This is a genomic window from Moritella sp. (assembly GCF_033791185.1).
In the GTDB taxonomy this organism is placed as follows: domain Bacteria; phylum Pseudomonadota; class Gammaproteobacteria; order Enterobacterales; family Moritellaceae; genus Moritella.
Genome location: NZ_JASJHF010000052.1, coordinates 21,231 through 35,124 on the forward strand (window position 1 = coordinate 21,231; position 13,894 = coordinate 35,124).

Annotated in this window: 17 protein-coding genes; 3 read left to right on the forward strand and 14 right to left on the reverse strand. The window is 39.4% G+C overall.

What is annotated here, in order from left to right:
* Positions 1-71: 71 nt before the first annotated feature.
* Positions 72-497, forward strand: coding sequence for a septal ring lytic transglycosylase RlpA family protein (locus QNK26_RS03155; RefSeq protein WP_319220811.1), 426 nt, complete (start codon positions 72-74; stop codon positions 495-497).
* 88 nt (positions 498-585) lie between these two features.
* Here QNK26_RS03155 and QNK26_RS03160 read toward each other — a convergent pair whose 3' ends face one another.
* The 10 genes from QNK26_RS03160 to QNK26_RS03205 all read right to left on the reverse strand — a co-directional run bounded on the left by QNK26_RS03160 (position 586) and on the right by QNK26_RS03205 (position 7,116).
* On the reverse strand, positions 586-783 hold the full coding sequence (locus tag QNK26_RS03160) for a CPXCG motif-containing cysteine-rich protein (protein WP_319220812.1): 198 nt from the start codon (positions 781-783) through the stop codon (positions 586-588).
* 103 nt (positions 784-886) lie between these two features.
* Positions 887-2,365: an NAD(P)/FAD-dependent oxidoreductase gene (locus tag QNK26_RS03165; RefSeq protein WP_319220813.1), complete on the reverse strand. Its 1,479-nt coding sequence runs from the start codon at positions 2,363-2,365 to the stop codon at positions 887-889.
* A 244-nt stretch (positions 2,366-2,609) separates the two neighbouring features.
* Positions 2,610-3,170, reverse strand: a complete 561-nt coding sequence (locus tag QNK26_RS03170; protein WP_319220814.1) for an NnrU family protein — start codon at positions 3,168-3,170, stop codon at positions 2,610-2,612.
* 56 nt (positions 3,171-3,226) lie between these two features.
* Positions 3,227-3,409 (reverse strand): hypothetical protein, encoded by a 183-nt coding sequence (locus QNK26_RS03175; protein WP_319220815.1) that lies wholly within the window; start codon positions 3,407-3,409, stop codon positions 3,227-3,229.
* A 154-nt stretch (positions 3,410-3,563) separates the two neighbouring features.
* A complete protein-coding gene (locus QNK26_RS03180; protein WP_319220816.1) occupies positions 3,564-4,088 on the reverse strand; it encodes a GNAT family N-acetyltransferase in 525 nt (174 codons plus the stop codon).
* Between the two features lie 303 nt (positions 4,089-4,391).
* A complete protein-coding gene (catB, locus tag QNK26_RS03185; protein ID WP_319220817.1) occupies positions 4,392-5,024 on the reverse strand; it encodes a type B chloramphenicol O-acetyltransferase in 633 nt (210 codons plus the stop codon).
* 42 nt (positions 5,025-5,066) lie between these two features.
* Positions 5,067-5,471 (reverse strand): GNAT family N-acetyltransferase, encoded by a 405-nt coding sequence (locus QNK26_RS03190; protein ID WP_319220818.1) that lies wholly within the window; start codon positions 5,469-5,471, stop codon positions 5,067-5,069.
* 57 nt (positions 5,472-5,528) lie between these two features.
* The gene (locus tag QNK26_RS03195; protein ID WP_319220819.1) at positions 5,529-5,912 is read right to left on the reverse strand and encodes a VOC family protein; all 384 of its coding nucleotides are present in this window, start codon (positions 5,910-5,912) and stop codon (positions 5,529-5,531) included.
* Positions 5,913-6,042: 130 nt separating this feature from the next.
* Positions 6,043-6,411 carry a hypothetical protein gene (locus QNK26_RS03200; protein ID WP_319220820.1) on the reverse strand — a complete coding sequence of 123 codons (369 nt, stop codon included), beginning with the start codon at positions 6,409-6,411 and terminating at the stop codon, positions 6,043-6,045.
* A 261-nt stretch (positions 6,412-6,672) separates the two neighbouring features.
* On the reverse strand, positions 6,673-7,116 hold the full coding sequence (locus QNK26_RS03205) for a GNAT family N-acetyltransferase (protein ID WP_319220821.1): 444 nt from the start codon (positions 7,114-7,116) through the stop codon (positions 6,673-6,675).
* Positions 7,117-7,530: 414 nt separating this feature from the next.
* On the opposite strand from QNK26_RS03205, the gene QNK26_RS03210 reads away from it, so the two are divergent.
* Positions 7,531-8,724 carry a DEAD/DEAH box helicase gene (locus QNK26_RS03210; protein WP_319220822.1) on the forward strand — a complete coding sequence of 398 codons (1,194 nt, stop codon included), beginning with the start codon at positions 7,531-7,533 and terminating at the stop codon, positions 8,722-8,724.
* Positions 8,725-8,947: 223 nt separating this feature from the next.
* Here QNK26_RS03210 and QNK26_RS03215 read toward each other — a convergent pair whose 3' ends face one another.
* Together QNK26_RS03215 and cysK are read right to left on the reverse strand one after the other, a co-directional pair.
* Positions 8,948-9,352 carry a VOC family protein gene (locus QNK26_RS03215; protein ID WP_319220823.1) on the reverse strand — a complete coding sequence of 135 codons (405 nt, stop codon included), beginning with the start codon at positions 9,350-9,352 and terminating at the stop codon, positions 8,948-8,950.
* 126 nt (positions 9,353-9,478) lie between these two features.
* Entirely contained in the window at positions 9,479-10,417 is a 939-nt protein-coding gene (gene cysK / locus QNK26_RS03220; RefSeq protein ID WP_319220824.1) for a cysteine synthase A, read from the reverse strand.
* A 122-nt stretch (positions 10,418-10,539) separates the two neighbouring features.
* On the opposite strand from cysK, the gene QNK26_RS03225 reads away from it, so the two are divergent.
* Positions 10,540-10,950, forward strand: a complete 411-nt coding sequence (locus tag QNK26_RS03225) for a GNAT family N-acetyltransferase (RefSeq protein ID WP_319220825.1) — start codon at positions 10,540-10,542, stop codon at positions 10,948-10,950.
* Here the strand turns inward: QNK26_RS03225 and QNK26_RS03230 are convergent.
* Both QNK26_RS03230 and QNK26_RS03235 read right to left on the reverse strand, forming a co-directional pair.
* Positions 10,947-11,168, reverse strand: a complete 222-nt coding sequence (locus QNK26_RS03230; RefSeq protein WP_319220826.1) for a tautomerase family protein — start codon at positions 11,166-11,168, stop codon at positions 10,947-10,949. The two genes, QNK26_RS03225 and QNK26_RS03230, sit on opposite strands and share 4 nt — an antisense overlap.
* Before the next feature lie 45 nt (positions 11,169-11,213).
* Positions 11,214-13,894 (reverse strand): thioesterase domain-containing protein (locus QNK26_RS03235; RefSeq protein WP_319220827.1); only part of this gene is annotated, 2,681 nt, incomplete at its 5' end.

Below are 13,894 nucleotides of genomic sequence, written 5' to 3' on the forward strand. Positions count from 1 at the left end.
ATGATTAAAGATATTAAAAGACAGGTAAAAAATATGACACATTACTTAAAAAAAAGCGGTAGTAAAATAACATGAAAAAGTTAAGCGTTATAGTTACAATTTTAGTCCTTGCTATGCTGACAGGTTGCTCCTCGACATTGACAACCGGGTCAGCTAAAACCATAGCGTACTCAAAATCTCACGATCTTGTTGGTGAAGCATCCTGGTATGGCAATAAATATCATGGCAAGCGTACTGCCAGTGGAGAGAAATACAATATGAGAGCCTACACTGCAGCACATAAAACACTGCCATTTGGTACCATAGTTAGGGTGACAAATACCGCTAACAATAAGTCTGTCGATGTCAAAATTAATGATAGAGGACCATTTGTTAGAGGCCGAATTATAGACCTGTCTCAAAAAGCATTTGAACAAATAGGCAGTACCCATAAAGGCGTCGTTCCGGTCAGAATAGACATTCTGGATGATAGTAAGACCTTTAGATACAAACACTAAAAGGCAGGTGTCTGTGGCGAGACACCTTTTCTATTGCCTATCGCTATTCTTCTACGCCTTACCCCGCTAATGGTTATCCTTGGCCTAATTAGAATGCTTCATCGTCAGTATAAACAGTCACGACAAGCTCATCATCCGCACTTTCAGCAACTAAAAAATTGATAGGTTTACAACATACTTGGCAATCTTCAATATATTGCTGACCCAAGTCGGCTGGATCAATGAGGACTTCCTGTGTCTCGCCACAGTAAGGGCATGCTATCGATGTCTCGGTTAATTGATTCAATGTTTACAACTCCCTTAGTGAAAGGTATAAAATCCAGCTCAACGGCGGAAATCACGCTTCACAGCATAACGAAGGATGCTGCGAAGTGATCCGATATAGCTTGTTATTTTTGCTGTACTTCGTTTTCCTCTGCTCTATTGAGACATCGTCCTCTCGGTTCGTTGCCTTCATGAAGCACGATATCTGTATGCAGAAATTCAGCTGCTTCCGCTGACTCTCTGACTTTTTTAGCGCTACGCGTTAGCATTTCGGCTTCAAACGCAGTTAACACGCTTTTTCTCACGCCTGCTTCTCGCCATTTAGACAAAGGTCTACATTCTTTGGTAATTCCCCTCGCCAGCGCCAATGCATCCAACAACGCTTGGTTCGCGCCCTGGCCTTTGAATGGACTCATAGGGTGAGCAGCATCGCCGATCAGGGTTGCGTTAGTGCCTTTCTCTAACAATTCAGGCTTGAGTAGCGCTCGGTCATACACAGGATAACCAGAAACCTGAGCTTCCTGCGTCGCTGCTAAGATCTGCGGAATCGGCTCGTGCCACTGACAGCGACGAAACGCTTCTTGTTTGAGGGCTTTTGTGCCTTGTGCACTCAACGCCTTGGCTTCTTCTTCTGGCATTGGAAAGCTAAGCTGCCACATTACCGAGTCCCCGTCATAAGGCATAATATAGATCCGTTCATGGCCGTTGGCAGTTTGGAATACCGTGGCGGAGTCGAGCAAAGCAGGATCAAGACCGTCAAGATCGGCCAAAGGACAAATCCCTAAGATCACAATACAGCCTAAATAATTTAATGGCGAAGCGTCATCACCCACCAATAATTTTCGCACCGAACTACGAATGCCATCCGCGCCAACGACAAGATCGGCATGGGCGTGTTTTAGCTCACCATCAACTTGGAAGCTTAAATCGACACCTTCACCCGCAGATTGTTTAAAGTCGACCAACTGATGATCCCACTGCACCGCATCATGTCCACCGAGTTGCTCAAGCAAAGCTAAACGTAACGACTGCCTCGCGATATGCACATTAGTGCGCTTGGGTAACTTTCTCTCGTCTGACGGTAGCCACTTTCTGATCCCCCATTCACCAAGTACTTTACCTTCGGTGGTATGCACCACATGTCGAGTTGAAATCACGCCGTTCTCTAACGATAAAATGCCCAATCCCTCGATCGCGCGACTGGCTTGTTGCAGCGTAAGTCCATAACCTTGAGATCGTGCATCGAAGCCGCTATCGCGTTCATAAAGGGTAAAGGGGATACCACGGTGCAAGCAAGCAACAGCGAGAGCTACGCCACCGATGCCACCGCCAATGATCGCAAGGTGTGGGTAGTTTTCTTTATCTGGCTCTTTGTCAGAGAAATGCTGGATAACAGAACGGATCAGGCCAGAGCCTTTGCAATTAGAGCATGCATCAAGATGAGGCTTAGGGCGAACAGGCGCTTCTCCTTCGCAGTTCGATTTTTCGAACAACTCTAACTCACGCTGGTAGCGGAGTCTTACTTTCTTGCGGAGCCTTTTAGCTACTTTTCCGCCCCCCTGACATTCAGAACAAATATTCCAGTGATTCTCTTCAGTTTTCAACTTTTCTACCCGCCCTGTATTTAACCCGCGATTGGTTACACTTCAATAAGAAAACTTTCAGCTGTTAAAACTCATATTGAGGCTGATATTTAGGCTGAAAGTTAAGCGGTGATTATAACCTTCATTACGGTCTATGACTGCTTAACTGGAGAAAACTCAATTTTTTCTACATACCGCCTGCATTTAAGGCGGTTTTATGATGAGGCGTGAGCGAAGAGTAACCATCACAAGCTTACTGTCGCTGTTATCGCAGTGAAATTCCCGACAAATATGGATGCAGGAAGACCACCACCGTAAACACAGCTACCCCTGCGACAATGCATATGGCATCTTGAACCCCAGTTGCACGGCTAGGTTTAACCCACTCGCCTTCTCGTTTACTAATTAACACCATTTCAATAATAGCCCATGCCCCAAGCCCCCCAAACAGCAACACTGAGCGAGAATCGCCATTCACCAATAAGTGAGCCAAAGCCCAAATAACAACACTAGATAACTGTGGGTGACGAATTACCTGCTTTATTCTTGTTGGTAGCCTAGCAGCGACAAAAAGAACAAACGCAATCGCCAGCAATAATACCGACAGTGGTCTCACAAAGTCAGGCAGCGCATACAAGAAAGTCGGTACCGAACTGCGCCACCCTGTAACAATAAGCACTAAAGATAAAATGATGAGAAGCGAGAACACAACCATATATATTGGCTGACCAAAACGACTAACGAATGAAACTTTCCCCGACACAGCAACGGAAGGGAAAAAGTGAACAACAGACCAAAGAATTAGTCCAAAAATCAGATAGATCATAAGGAATCCTTGTTAAGTATTGAGATGAATAACGCCTTTATTAACTGCTTGCTACGTTACGGAGCTTCATGTATTTCCTTTTTTGATTCCGGCTTAGTATGTGGTTCTCCAGCAACTTTTAGCCCTAAATAATATACATTTGCGAACGCAGGCATAACACCATCAATGATACACAATGACTCAAATAACCTATCAGCGGTGTCTTTATGTTCTGCTGCCGATATCAGTTCATATCTCATCAGTTGATACTATGCATCATGCACTAGGGAAGCTCGCATATTTTCTTTCGTATCAATGACAGTGCTAGAAGGACCATCCCAAGCATAGCGTAGACAAACCAATTACGTTAGCAACACGACAGAAACATAGCCAACTGTTACGTTCCTTGTTGATTTACTGATTAGCCAGTACTTCAGGCGTTCCCCAGCTATAAATAAACTCTTTAACTTTATTACCACAGGGTGTATCCCAGTAGGAAAGAGCTATATTTCGCCCACCTAGGGATTTATAAAACTTGATGGCATTTTCATTGAGCTCTAATACTTCAAGGTGCAAATCATGATCTTTATAATTGGTCGCAGCCCATTTCGCCGCAGCAATTAATAATGTTGTACCAAGTCCTTGCCCCTTAATGCTTGAGTTTACGTGCAAATTATCAATAATAGTTCCGTACTTAGGGTGCTTAGCACCATAGACACAAACAAATCCACAAAGAACACCATCGTCTTCTGCAATTAATACATATTGATTAAAAGAAGGGTTAGTTAAACGTTCAGTCCATATCTTGGTTCTATCAGAAGAGACATGTTCATTTAGGTACTCAGCAGACAGCGCTCCACTGTAATTTTCACGCCAACTCTGTGCATGTAGTGCCGCAATATCTGATAGGTCTTTTAAACTAGCTTCTCGAAGTATCATAGTTTGGTGATATCCATTTACCGATTAACGCCCTGTGAATGGGCAACATATTATTGGCTAAAATTGTTGAGGCACTAAACCTAGCCTACTGTATTTTTTCCCGATTAAACAGCTTGTTATACGTATTTTAGATACAATCACGACTAACATAACAAATAATATAGACAGCATAAAATGGCACAAACAACTAAAACACTCAATACAGCAAAATAATCGGTCATCGAACTTAAACTGACCACTTAATACGATGAATCCAAAGACAATCTAGAATGCCGAATGTAATAAATCGTATTGATACATTTGTTATAAGCGATTCAAATTTTGCCAATAACCATAAAGACCACTGATATCTGATGAGCACATTAAACTCATTGCACCCTTGATTTGGTCATCACTCCATTGCCACCATTTCATTTCTAACAACTGGGCAATTTCACTTTCAGCAAAACGATAACGGATATGTTTTGCTGGGTTTGAACCAACAATTGAATAAGGCGCTACATCTTTGGTTACAACAGCACGGCTTGCGATAATTGCACCGTCACCGACCGTTACCCCACTCATAATCATGGCTTCAGTACCAATCCAAACGTCGTTACCAATGACAGTATCACCTGAACGTTCAAATCCATCTTTAGCGTCTGAGAAATTGTCATCGTCTTGGTAGAAAAATGGGAACGTACTAACCCAATTATTTTGATGTCCTTGATTGCCCGCCATCATAAAAACAGCACCTGAACCAATTGAGCAATAACTACCAATAATCAACTTATCAATGTCAGTTCTATCTGGCAGTAAATAACGAGCACAATCATCAAAACTATGATTATGGTAATAGCCAGAATAGTAACTATGCTCACCCACAATAATATTAGGATTGGTCACTTGTTCTTTCAGTGATTTACCCACAAAAGGGCTGTCAAAATAATTGTTCAACCTAGATCCTCTTTTCAGCTTGTTTATATGCCTTGTAGCGCACTACAAAGCGACTTCCATTTTAAAGTAAGGAACATCTGCTTTATAAAAACGTTCACTGCACTTATACATTTCAAAACGCTCGTAAAATCCTAAAGCAGACTCCCTAGCATCACACCAAAAAACCTTCGCCTGCGTATTTTTTAAATAATGAATAATATACTCTAACATTTTTGAGCCAATACCTTGGTTTTGAAAACCAACGTCTGTAGCAAATTTTCTTAAGCGAGCTTTCTCTGATTTAAGATAAATAGAAGCGACACAAATAAGCTCATTGTTAATGAATGCACCCAAATGTACCCCCTCCTCATCACCATCAACCTGACAAAATTCAGGTGCTTTATTTGGCCATAAAACTTTATGACGAAGCGGAATTGTTTGTTCCCAAGGAATACTTCGAATTTCCATATTTAACAAAGCCTCCAGTGGCATATAACACCCAATTAAGTAGCTAACAACGCAACCTTAACTTTGCATAAAATGTGTCGTGCATATTTTATTTCCATCAAGGTCACGCAAATAACCTAAATACAATTTACGATCTCCTGTACCTCGAACTCCAGGTGCATCTTCAATTGTAAGACCACCATTCTCAATACCTACACGATGCCACTCATCAACAATTTCAGGGCTACTTGCAAGAAAGCCAATAGTCATACCATTTCCATGGCTAGCATCTTCACCGTCTATTGGCTTAGTCAGCCCCAAGACACCTGACGGGCTGAAGTACATACAGCGGCCTTTATCATCGATGACACCTTCGCTGTATCCAAGAACCTGCATAATTGCATCATAAAATGTTTTCGAACGAGCTACGTCATTTGTACCAATCATTATGTGACTAAACATACACTTCCTTTTAAGCTATAACGCCTCGTTAAGAAGCAACGAATTGTTGGCTATAATGGTGAAACTGAGCTAACTGTTTTTGTTCCGTTTAAAGTTTTTATTATGCGTTTTAAAACTGATTTTACAATATTTAACTTGTAACGTTATCAACCATACCGACTAACTCATCACCTTCAACACGATGAATGTTTGTAGTGTAATAGTCTTGGCTATATTCAATACTTAATGAAAAATATAAGCTTTGTTTAAGGTGAACCTTTACCGCTTTTTCAATCTCTAGACTTAAACTCTGAGTAAATATTTTATCTCTATGCGGCTTTGTTAATAACGATACGATAACTAGCATGTGTGAGTATTTATACTGAGAACAAGGATAAGCCCTTGATTTGCACTCTCCAGCGCTTATATCTTTTCCATTGATGATCTCTTCAATATCATCAAAAATTTCACCCGTATTAATAGTCAAATTATCGGAATATTTAATTTCTATATGAGGCATGAGAATTTACTCCTTGAACGCATAACGCCTCATTAACCAACCGTTTACGTGTCTGCGTTTAATGACTTGTTATGCGATTTTTTACTTAGCGACTGACTTTTATATAAAGCTAAAAGTTAATTGTTTCTAATTTTGAACCCTCATACCAACAGCATTGAAACGTTTGCTACTATGCAGATTAAGTTGAACTTTACTACCTTAACCACTGAAAATAAAGACAATCTAGAATACCGAATGTAGAAAATCGTGTTAATGCATTCGTTATAAGCACATTCTTACACGGTTCATATGAATAAACTGGGCATCTTGTGACGTTACTTGGAAACCAAATTTACGGTATAAACCGCCTACTCGGCTACCTTGCAGATAACACAATTTCACTGGTTTATTTTCACTATCAGCAAACTCTAAACACTGACTTAAAATTTGACTTCCAATTCCTTTACCGTGAAAACTTGGTAATAAAAAGAAACGGCAGAAATAGAAATGGTCACCTTTGTTTTGAAGCAAATAACTACCAACGGCTTCAGCTGATACTTCAATGATTATTGGCCTTACTTCATTCCACTCATCTTGATGCATTTCACGTTGGATTTTATTATCCCAACCAAAAACAGCTTTAATTGGCTCAAATTCAGCCGCCTTTTTAAGCTCAAATAAGAACTCAAAATCATTATCTTGCGCTGAACGCGTAGAAAATTTCAATCCGTTACCTCTGGCTCAAATAATTAAATAAATCGGTGCTTATAACGCCAAATTAACAGGGACAGAATTGTTGGCTAGACTTGAGCATAGCAAAAATAGCTCGCTGCTTTTAGTCCAGTTAATTAACTTGTGAGGAATTAGCACACCGCATTAATTTAATACCAACTACATCTGTTGAAAAGCCAAAATTTGTATTCATCAGAAAAATTATAGATTATCGTCATATTTAAATAGTTGGTTAAAATCCTTAGATTAATATCCGCTTTGCGCACCAAAAAGTCATTAACGTTGAGCTGTTTCTCATTGCTCATTGATTACGAGCTAAGGCTCACTTTACCACCTTGAATACGTCTTAAATATGTTAAAGCATTCTGTTAGAATAATAGGTTATTGATTAAAGAATACAGAGTCAGCATGTCCGAGTTTAAAGAATTTTCACTTTTAGAGTCAATTATTGACCGCGTTAGTCTTAAAGGCTATAAACAGCCCACACCGATTCAAAAAGAATGTATCCCAGCACTTATTAATGGCCATGATCTTCTGGGTATAGCGCAAACGGGAACGGGAAAAACCGCGGCCTTTTCATTGCCTATTATCAATAATTTTGGGCGAAATAAAATAGATCTCAAAGCTAAAAGCACGCGTTCGCTCATACTCACGCCCACGAGAGAACTTGCCTCACAAATAATGCAAAACATTGATGACTACTCTGATGGTTTAGGGCTTGAAACTAAAGTTGTTTATGGTGGTGTAGGAAGACAAGCTCAAGTTGACTCTATCGCACTTGGACTTGATATTTTAGTCGCCACCCCAGGCAGGTTATTGGATTTAATTAAAACCGGCGATATTAATTTTAATGCGTTAGAAGTATTCGTGTTAGATGAAGCTGACACAATGCTTGATATGGGCTTCTTTAAGGATGTTCAACGTATCATATCTAAATTGCCAACGAACCGACAAACACTGTTGTTTTCAGCTACTATGCCTGCTGAAATAGAAATACTTGCACAAGCAATATTAACGGATCCAACAAAAGTTCAAATTGCGGCTGAAACGGTGACTATCGATTTGATTAATCAAAGTGTATACCATCTTGAAAAATCAAATAAAGTACCCTTACTGTTTGATATCCTAACAGAATCTGACTATAAAAAAGTGCTCATCTTTTGTAAAACAAAGCCTGGCGCTGACATCATTGTTGACGCACTAGAAGCTGCATCCATCACTGCTGCCAGCCTTCACAGTGGCAAAACACAAGCCGCGAGAGAGGAAGCATTACAAAGCTTTAAAGATACTAATTTAAGAGTGTTAGTGGCAACGGATGTTGCCGCTCGTGGCATTGATGTTGATAATATTACGTTAGTCATTAACTATAACCTGCCTGAAGATCCAAGAAACTACATACACCGTATAGGGCGAACTGCGCGTGCTGGGAAAAGTGGCATGGCCATTTCATTTGCTGTAGAAAATGATATAACACTATTAAAGAGTATTGAAAAGAGCATAGGACAAACCATTCCTGTTGTTACAGACCAGCCTTTCCATAAAGAGTTTGCAGAAGCGCCTAAAAAAGCCAAGAAAAAGGTCAAAAAAAGAAATAGAAGGTAAGGATATAACTCCCGCCCAAAGTACGGGGGTATAAGCGAACAAACCTTGATACCCCAGGAATGAAAAACTTTAGATGCTTTCATATTAGTATTTGAAAACATCTTCTGTTGCACCGACTAAAACAGCCAGTTTTTCTCCATTATCTGTATGCGCAATATGTACTTGACTTATATATTGATACGATGCAGTTTAATGTTTTGACCGCTTTATGGCGTTAAATATACTAAGTTCGGCATCTCAATTCCACACTATTCCCTTCAGGATCTTGTATATAAATCGAATTCCCTTCACCTTGAGCCCCATATCGACTGGCAAACTCACCAACTTCGATGCCACTTTTTTGAAGGTAATTAATAATCTCTTGCTCTGGAACTGACTTGATTTGTAAGCAAAAATGATCGACATTTCTTTCTGTTTGGCTTGGCGGACCGCCGCCAACAGCGCCAAGCCTGCTATTAACAACCACTAAATCGATAAGTGCACTACCCGCTCGAAGTTGAGTAAGGCCAGTTTCTAGCGCTGTCTCTCGTTCAACGGTGCAGCTTAATATATTGGTATAAAAATCAAGCATCTCCTTCAGTTTTGTGGTTCTTAATACGATGTGATCTATTGCTAGAACTTCCAACATTTATATCTCCTTCTAAAAACTAAATAACCAGTGATAATATGGCAACCCTTTCGGATAAATCTGAAAGGGTCTAAACATAATTAGGTTTTAATGTTCTATTGTTATTAACTATTAATTAGTTAATAGTTAAAGTTCGTCAACATCCCACAACGGCGTACTTAAATAACGTTCTCCGCCAGATGGAAACAAGGTAATAATATTTTTCCCTTCGTTTTCAGGTCGTTTAGCTAACTCAATGGCACCGTAAAGTGATGCTCCAGTTGAAATTCCACCAAAAACCCCTTCTTCACGGAGTAAAAAACGCGCCATTGTAAACGCATCTTGATCTTGAATAATAATGGCTTCATCAATTAAGGATACGTCTGTCGTTTTGGCAATAAAGCCTGCATTTAGCCCTTGAATTTTATGAAGACCTGGTTCACCACCTGATAATAAAGCACAATTTTCAGGCTCTACTGCGACAATTTTTATTAGCGGATTTTGCTCTTTTAGATATCGCCCTACACCAGAAATGGTACCTCCTGTACCAAGCCCGGTAACAAACATATCTATATCACCTTCCATGTCTCGCCAAATTTCCCTACCGGTTGTTTCATAATGAGCTTGAGGATTAGCCATATTATCAAATTGCATTGGAGACCAAGCATTCGGTATTGTTTCTAATAACTCTTTTACTTTTGCTATAACTGCAGCAAAGCCTTCTGCCCCCGGCGTTCTTACTACTTCAACGCCCTGAGCTTTAAGCACTTTAACGCGTTCAATACTCATCGTATCAGCGAGCACGACCATGGTCCGATACCCCATTTGCTTAGCAACGAGGCCTAAGCCAATGCCCGTATTACCAGAGGTCGCTTCTATAATTACAGATTTACCCAGTTCAATTAGCCCCTCTCTTTCTGCGTTATTTATCATTGATAATGCAACACGGTCTTTAACACTAGACATAGGGTTAAACATTTCTAATTTTGCGTAAATATTTGCAGGTAAATGATTAGAAATTTTATTCAATTTAATCATTGGTGTATTACCAATTAACTCGATAATATTATTATAAATTTTTGTCATATTTATCTCTTCATCACTGCCAAAGTTGATTGACTAATATTTAATTTTATACGCGCTAACGATGTGCTTCTAAGTTGGATCTAACTAAGGTATTATTTAATTTTAGCCAAAGGCAAACCTCAATGAATGATTACCTGTTAAAAGAAAATATCTTAGATAGCCAAACAGTCATTCAATTACGATCTTCGGTGGGTTGGGATAGCTTAAGCGAACCAACTTTAACCAAAGCACTTTCTAACTCTGTTTTCTTTGCCAGTATCTGGCACCAAGGCCAAGCCGTTGCTATGGGCCGAATTGTTGGTGATGGCCATCAATATTTTTATCTCCAAGACATGATAGTTGACCCTGCCCATCAAAAATTAGGATTGAGTCAACGTATCACTGAACATTTGGTCAGCCAGGTAAAAAGTATTGCCGAACCAGGCGCCTTTTTTGGTTTAATGGCGGCGGCGAATGTGGCGAGTGTTTATCAAAAACAGGGATTTGTTGAACGCCCTAGCAATATGCCTGGCATGGTCATGCCCATTAATTAATATTCAGGTGTCTTAATTAATGTCTCTTTTCGTCCGACAATTTCTGGAATATATACTTGTTCATTCCACTGCTCTGGCTCTACGGGCTCTACGGCAATAGAGATAACGCTTTGATCACAACCAACCACGCTAGTGACGGCTTCGGTGATACTTTTAGCCAACGCTATATGTTGTTCTTCACTGAGTGAAGGGAAATGTTTAATATTTATATGTGGCATTATTCTTCCTTAAATAAAATATAAAAGAGTAAAGATAAAAACTAACTATAAAACAGCAACAAGTTGGTCAATATGTGTTGTTTTAAGCATGGTGTAATGGTTTGCTGCAATTTTTTCTATAACAGGCTCAGTGATAGAGAAAACGTTATTATTTTCAATAAATGAATAGTCGTCTCCGGTCGCTTTAATGATTTTAATCGGCGCCTTTAATTGACGCTGTCTGAGTTCACTAAACGAGTAGCTAAATTCAAAAGTCATCGTGACGATATCGATAATCCGCATCACTAAACCGGTTTCTAATTGGTTATTCAACCCACAGATAAAGTGAATAAATTTGTCTTTGGTATTCACAACAGACAAACACTCTATTAATGAATTACTCTTTATTGTCCCCATAAATACCGAATACAATATGGTTAAAAACTTTTTGTTAGTAAATGTTGCTTCGCTATTTTCGGTTGAGCTACCTTCAGTTGAGTTATGTCCCACCGCTACTTTCGGTGATCCAGGCGCAATAAGGTATAAATTTTCAACGACATCACCAGCTTGCTCTAATTGATAACAAGCCTCAAAAGCAACGCGTGCACCAAATGAATATCCCCATAACGTATAAGGACCTTCCCCCTGATTTTGCTTTATCATCGCAATATCTTTGGCAGCCATTTCACTAATCGTTTGGTAAGGGGTTTCTCCGACATTAATACCATATGCTTGCACACCAAAAAAAGCGCGATCTGTACCCAATTTTTCAGACAACAATCGCAAATTCATACAATACCCTCCCAATCCTGGCCAGCAGTAAATGGGGCTACCCTTGCCTTTTACTTGAAAAGGCACTAACCGCGACGCTGAATCATCCTCTTTTTGATTAACAGCTTGTGCTAACGTTTGAATTGTTGGAGAGGAAAAGATTATTTGTAATGGTAAGTCGCAAGACAAGGTTGTATTTATTTTATTGATAACACTCACAGCGATAAGTGAATTACCACCGAGTTCAAAAAAGTCTGTATTAACTGAAATTGAATCTCTGTTTAACCCTTTCTTCCAAATATCCAATACCACACGCTCAACGTCATTTGCAGGTTCGATATGTTCCTCGCTGATACAATCAGTCTCTAGCGTAAGCAACGCATTCATATCTATTTTGCCATTGACAGTTACTGGCATTTTATCTATTACTTTAATTGTATTTGGCATCATATAAGTTGGCAGAAACTTGACCAGATCATCTTGAATAATTTCTGATGGTCCTTTCATGTGAACTACATCTTCATTCATACCGTCACTCAGTATTTGCATGTCGCTGATAAGACCACCAATAAAGAAATATGACGGCCCTACATCTTTATTGAGAATATGCTGTATCTGCTTAGCTGATGGTAGGTTATTGCCCGTTTTTGAGCTGTAGCCTGAAGACATGAAACCAATATTGAAATCGTTCATCTGTAATGATTGTAACTTGCGCCCTAAGTTTATGTATCCCAACCAATGCTCATCCGTTGTGCTTAAAACGGAAATCCCAAATGATGCTCTTTCATAAACAGATTGATTAATTGCAATAACATGCTTCTTTAAAATCATCTCACTAGATATGTATTCTAATGCCCCGTTTTCATACAAATATTTACCAGCTTTAAGCCCCGATACTTGCCCTGGGTGAGCTTGTAAATACACGCTGACATCATCATTCATTACGTCTTTTGTACCAGAAACTATAGTAAAGCTACCCAAGTAATAATCGTTCTGCTCTACTTCAAAAAATTGTATTGTTTCGGGGAAGTAATCACTTGATACAATACTTAAACCATACATGGGTAAGATATTTTCGAAAAGCCCAACCATATGGCCAGCTTCCATTTCTAATACTTCTAAAATGTTATTTTTATAAATAGGTTCAATGGCCGACTTTTTACCCACAAAATGTACTTTACATTGTACCGTGCCACTATCTTCTTTCTCAGCAAGCAGTATTAGTTGATGATGCACAGGATGGTAATAGTAATAACCAGGGGTCAGGTTTCCAATACCATTTAATTCAAGATACATTTGAGTTGCATACAAGGCACCCGGTGACGCATAACCATATTTAGGTAACAATCTATTCTCAGAATGGAACTGGCCAAAATACCTTAAAATACTACCAAAATCAGCATAGTTAAGATCGGATAACTGAGCATAATGATCATAATTTACTTTACTGCTGAGTACGTTAAGGATATCTGCTTCTGCGATCTTTCCACCCTCAAAAAAACGATAACTCTTACGGGAAAACACAAGTTTTCGCTGTTTTTCGGTCGCTATTTTACCCGGTAAATCAATTATCGATTTATTCACTATTTCAGCATCTTGGCGACAACCGGTATTAGTTAACTGCATTTTAACTTGGCTACGACTTTTCTTAGATTGATGATGGGGATCGTGGTTGCCTTGATCCATCAACGCCGCTTCTCTAGGGTTTAATTCAATCATCGAAACAAGGTTTTGATAACCGGTATACAGATCTTTTTTTAAGAATACTGCGGCGTTATTTACCCAGTCGTGACTTTCTATTATGGATTTGATTTCGTCTAGTTCAACGCGATAGCCTCGAAGCTTAACTTGATTATCAACTCTACCTGAATATTGCACCGAACCATTTTCATTCCAATAAGCTAAATCACCGGTTTTATACAGTGTTTGACTCATGTCTTGATCATCAAAAAAATGGCTAATGAAGCGCTCTGCAG

What these genes read in the sequence shown, in the direction of transcription:
- QNK26_RS03225 (WP_319220825.1), top strand. Translation starts at nt 10,540, where the DNA reads ATGAATGATTACCTGTTAAAAGAAAATATCTTAGATAGCCAAACAGTC.
- QNK26_RS03175 (WP_319220815.1), bottom strand. Translation starts at nt 3,409, where the DNA reads ATGAGATATGAACTGATATCGGCAGCAGAACATAAAGACACCGCTGAT.
- QNK26_RS03190 (WP_319220818.1), bottom strand. Translation starts at nt 5,471, where the DNA reads ATGGAAATTCGAAGTATTCCTTGGGAACAAACAATTCCGCTTCGTCAT.
- QNK26_RS03180 (WP_319220816.1), bottom strand. Translation starts at nt 4,088, where the DNA reads ATGATACTTCGAGAAGCTAGTTTAAAAGACCTATCAGATATTGCGGCA.
- QNK26_RS03230 (WP_319220826.1), bottom strand. Translation starts at nt 11,168, where the DNA reads ATGCCACATATAAATATTAAACATTTCCCTTCACTCAGTGAAGAACAA.
- QNK26_RS03155 (WP_319220811.1), top strand. Translation starts at nt 72, where the DNA reads ATGAAAAAGTTAAGCGTTATAGTTACAATTTTAGTCCTTGCTATGCTG.
- cysK (WP_319220824.1), bottom strand. Translation starts at nt 10,417, where the DNA reads ATGACAAAAATTTATAATAATATTATCGAGTTAATTGGTAATACACCA.
- QNK26_RS03195 (WP_319220819.1), bottom strand. Translation starts at nt 5,912, where the DNA reads ATGTTTAGTCACATAATGATTGGTACAAATGACGTAGCTCGTTCGAAA.
- QNK26_RS03200 (WP_319220820.1), bottom strand. Translation starts at nt 6,411, where the DNA reads ATGCCTCATATAGAAATTAAATATTCCGATAATTTGACTATTAATACG.
- QNK26_RS03210 (WP_319220822.1), top strand. Translation starts at nt 7,531, where the DNA reads ATGTCCGAGTTTAAAGAATTTTCACTTTTAGAGTCAATTATTGACCGC.
- QNK26_RS03170 (WP_319220814.1), bottom strand. Translation starts at nt 3,170, where the DNA reads ATGATCTATCTGATTTTTGGACTAATTCTTTGGTCTGTTGTTCACTTT.
- QNK26_RS03215 (WP_319220823.1), bottom strand. Translation starts at nt 9,352, where the DNA reads ATGTTGGAAGTTCTAGCAATAGATCACATCGTATTAAGAACCACAAAA.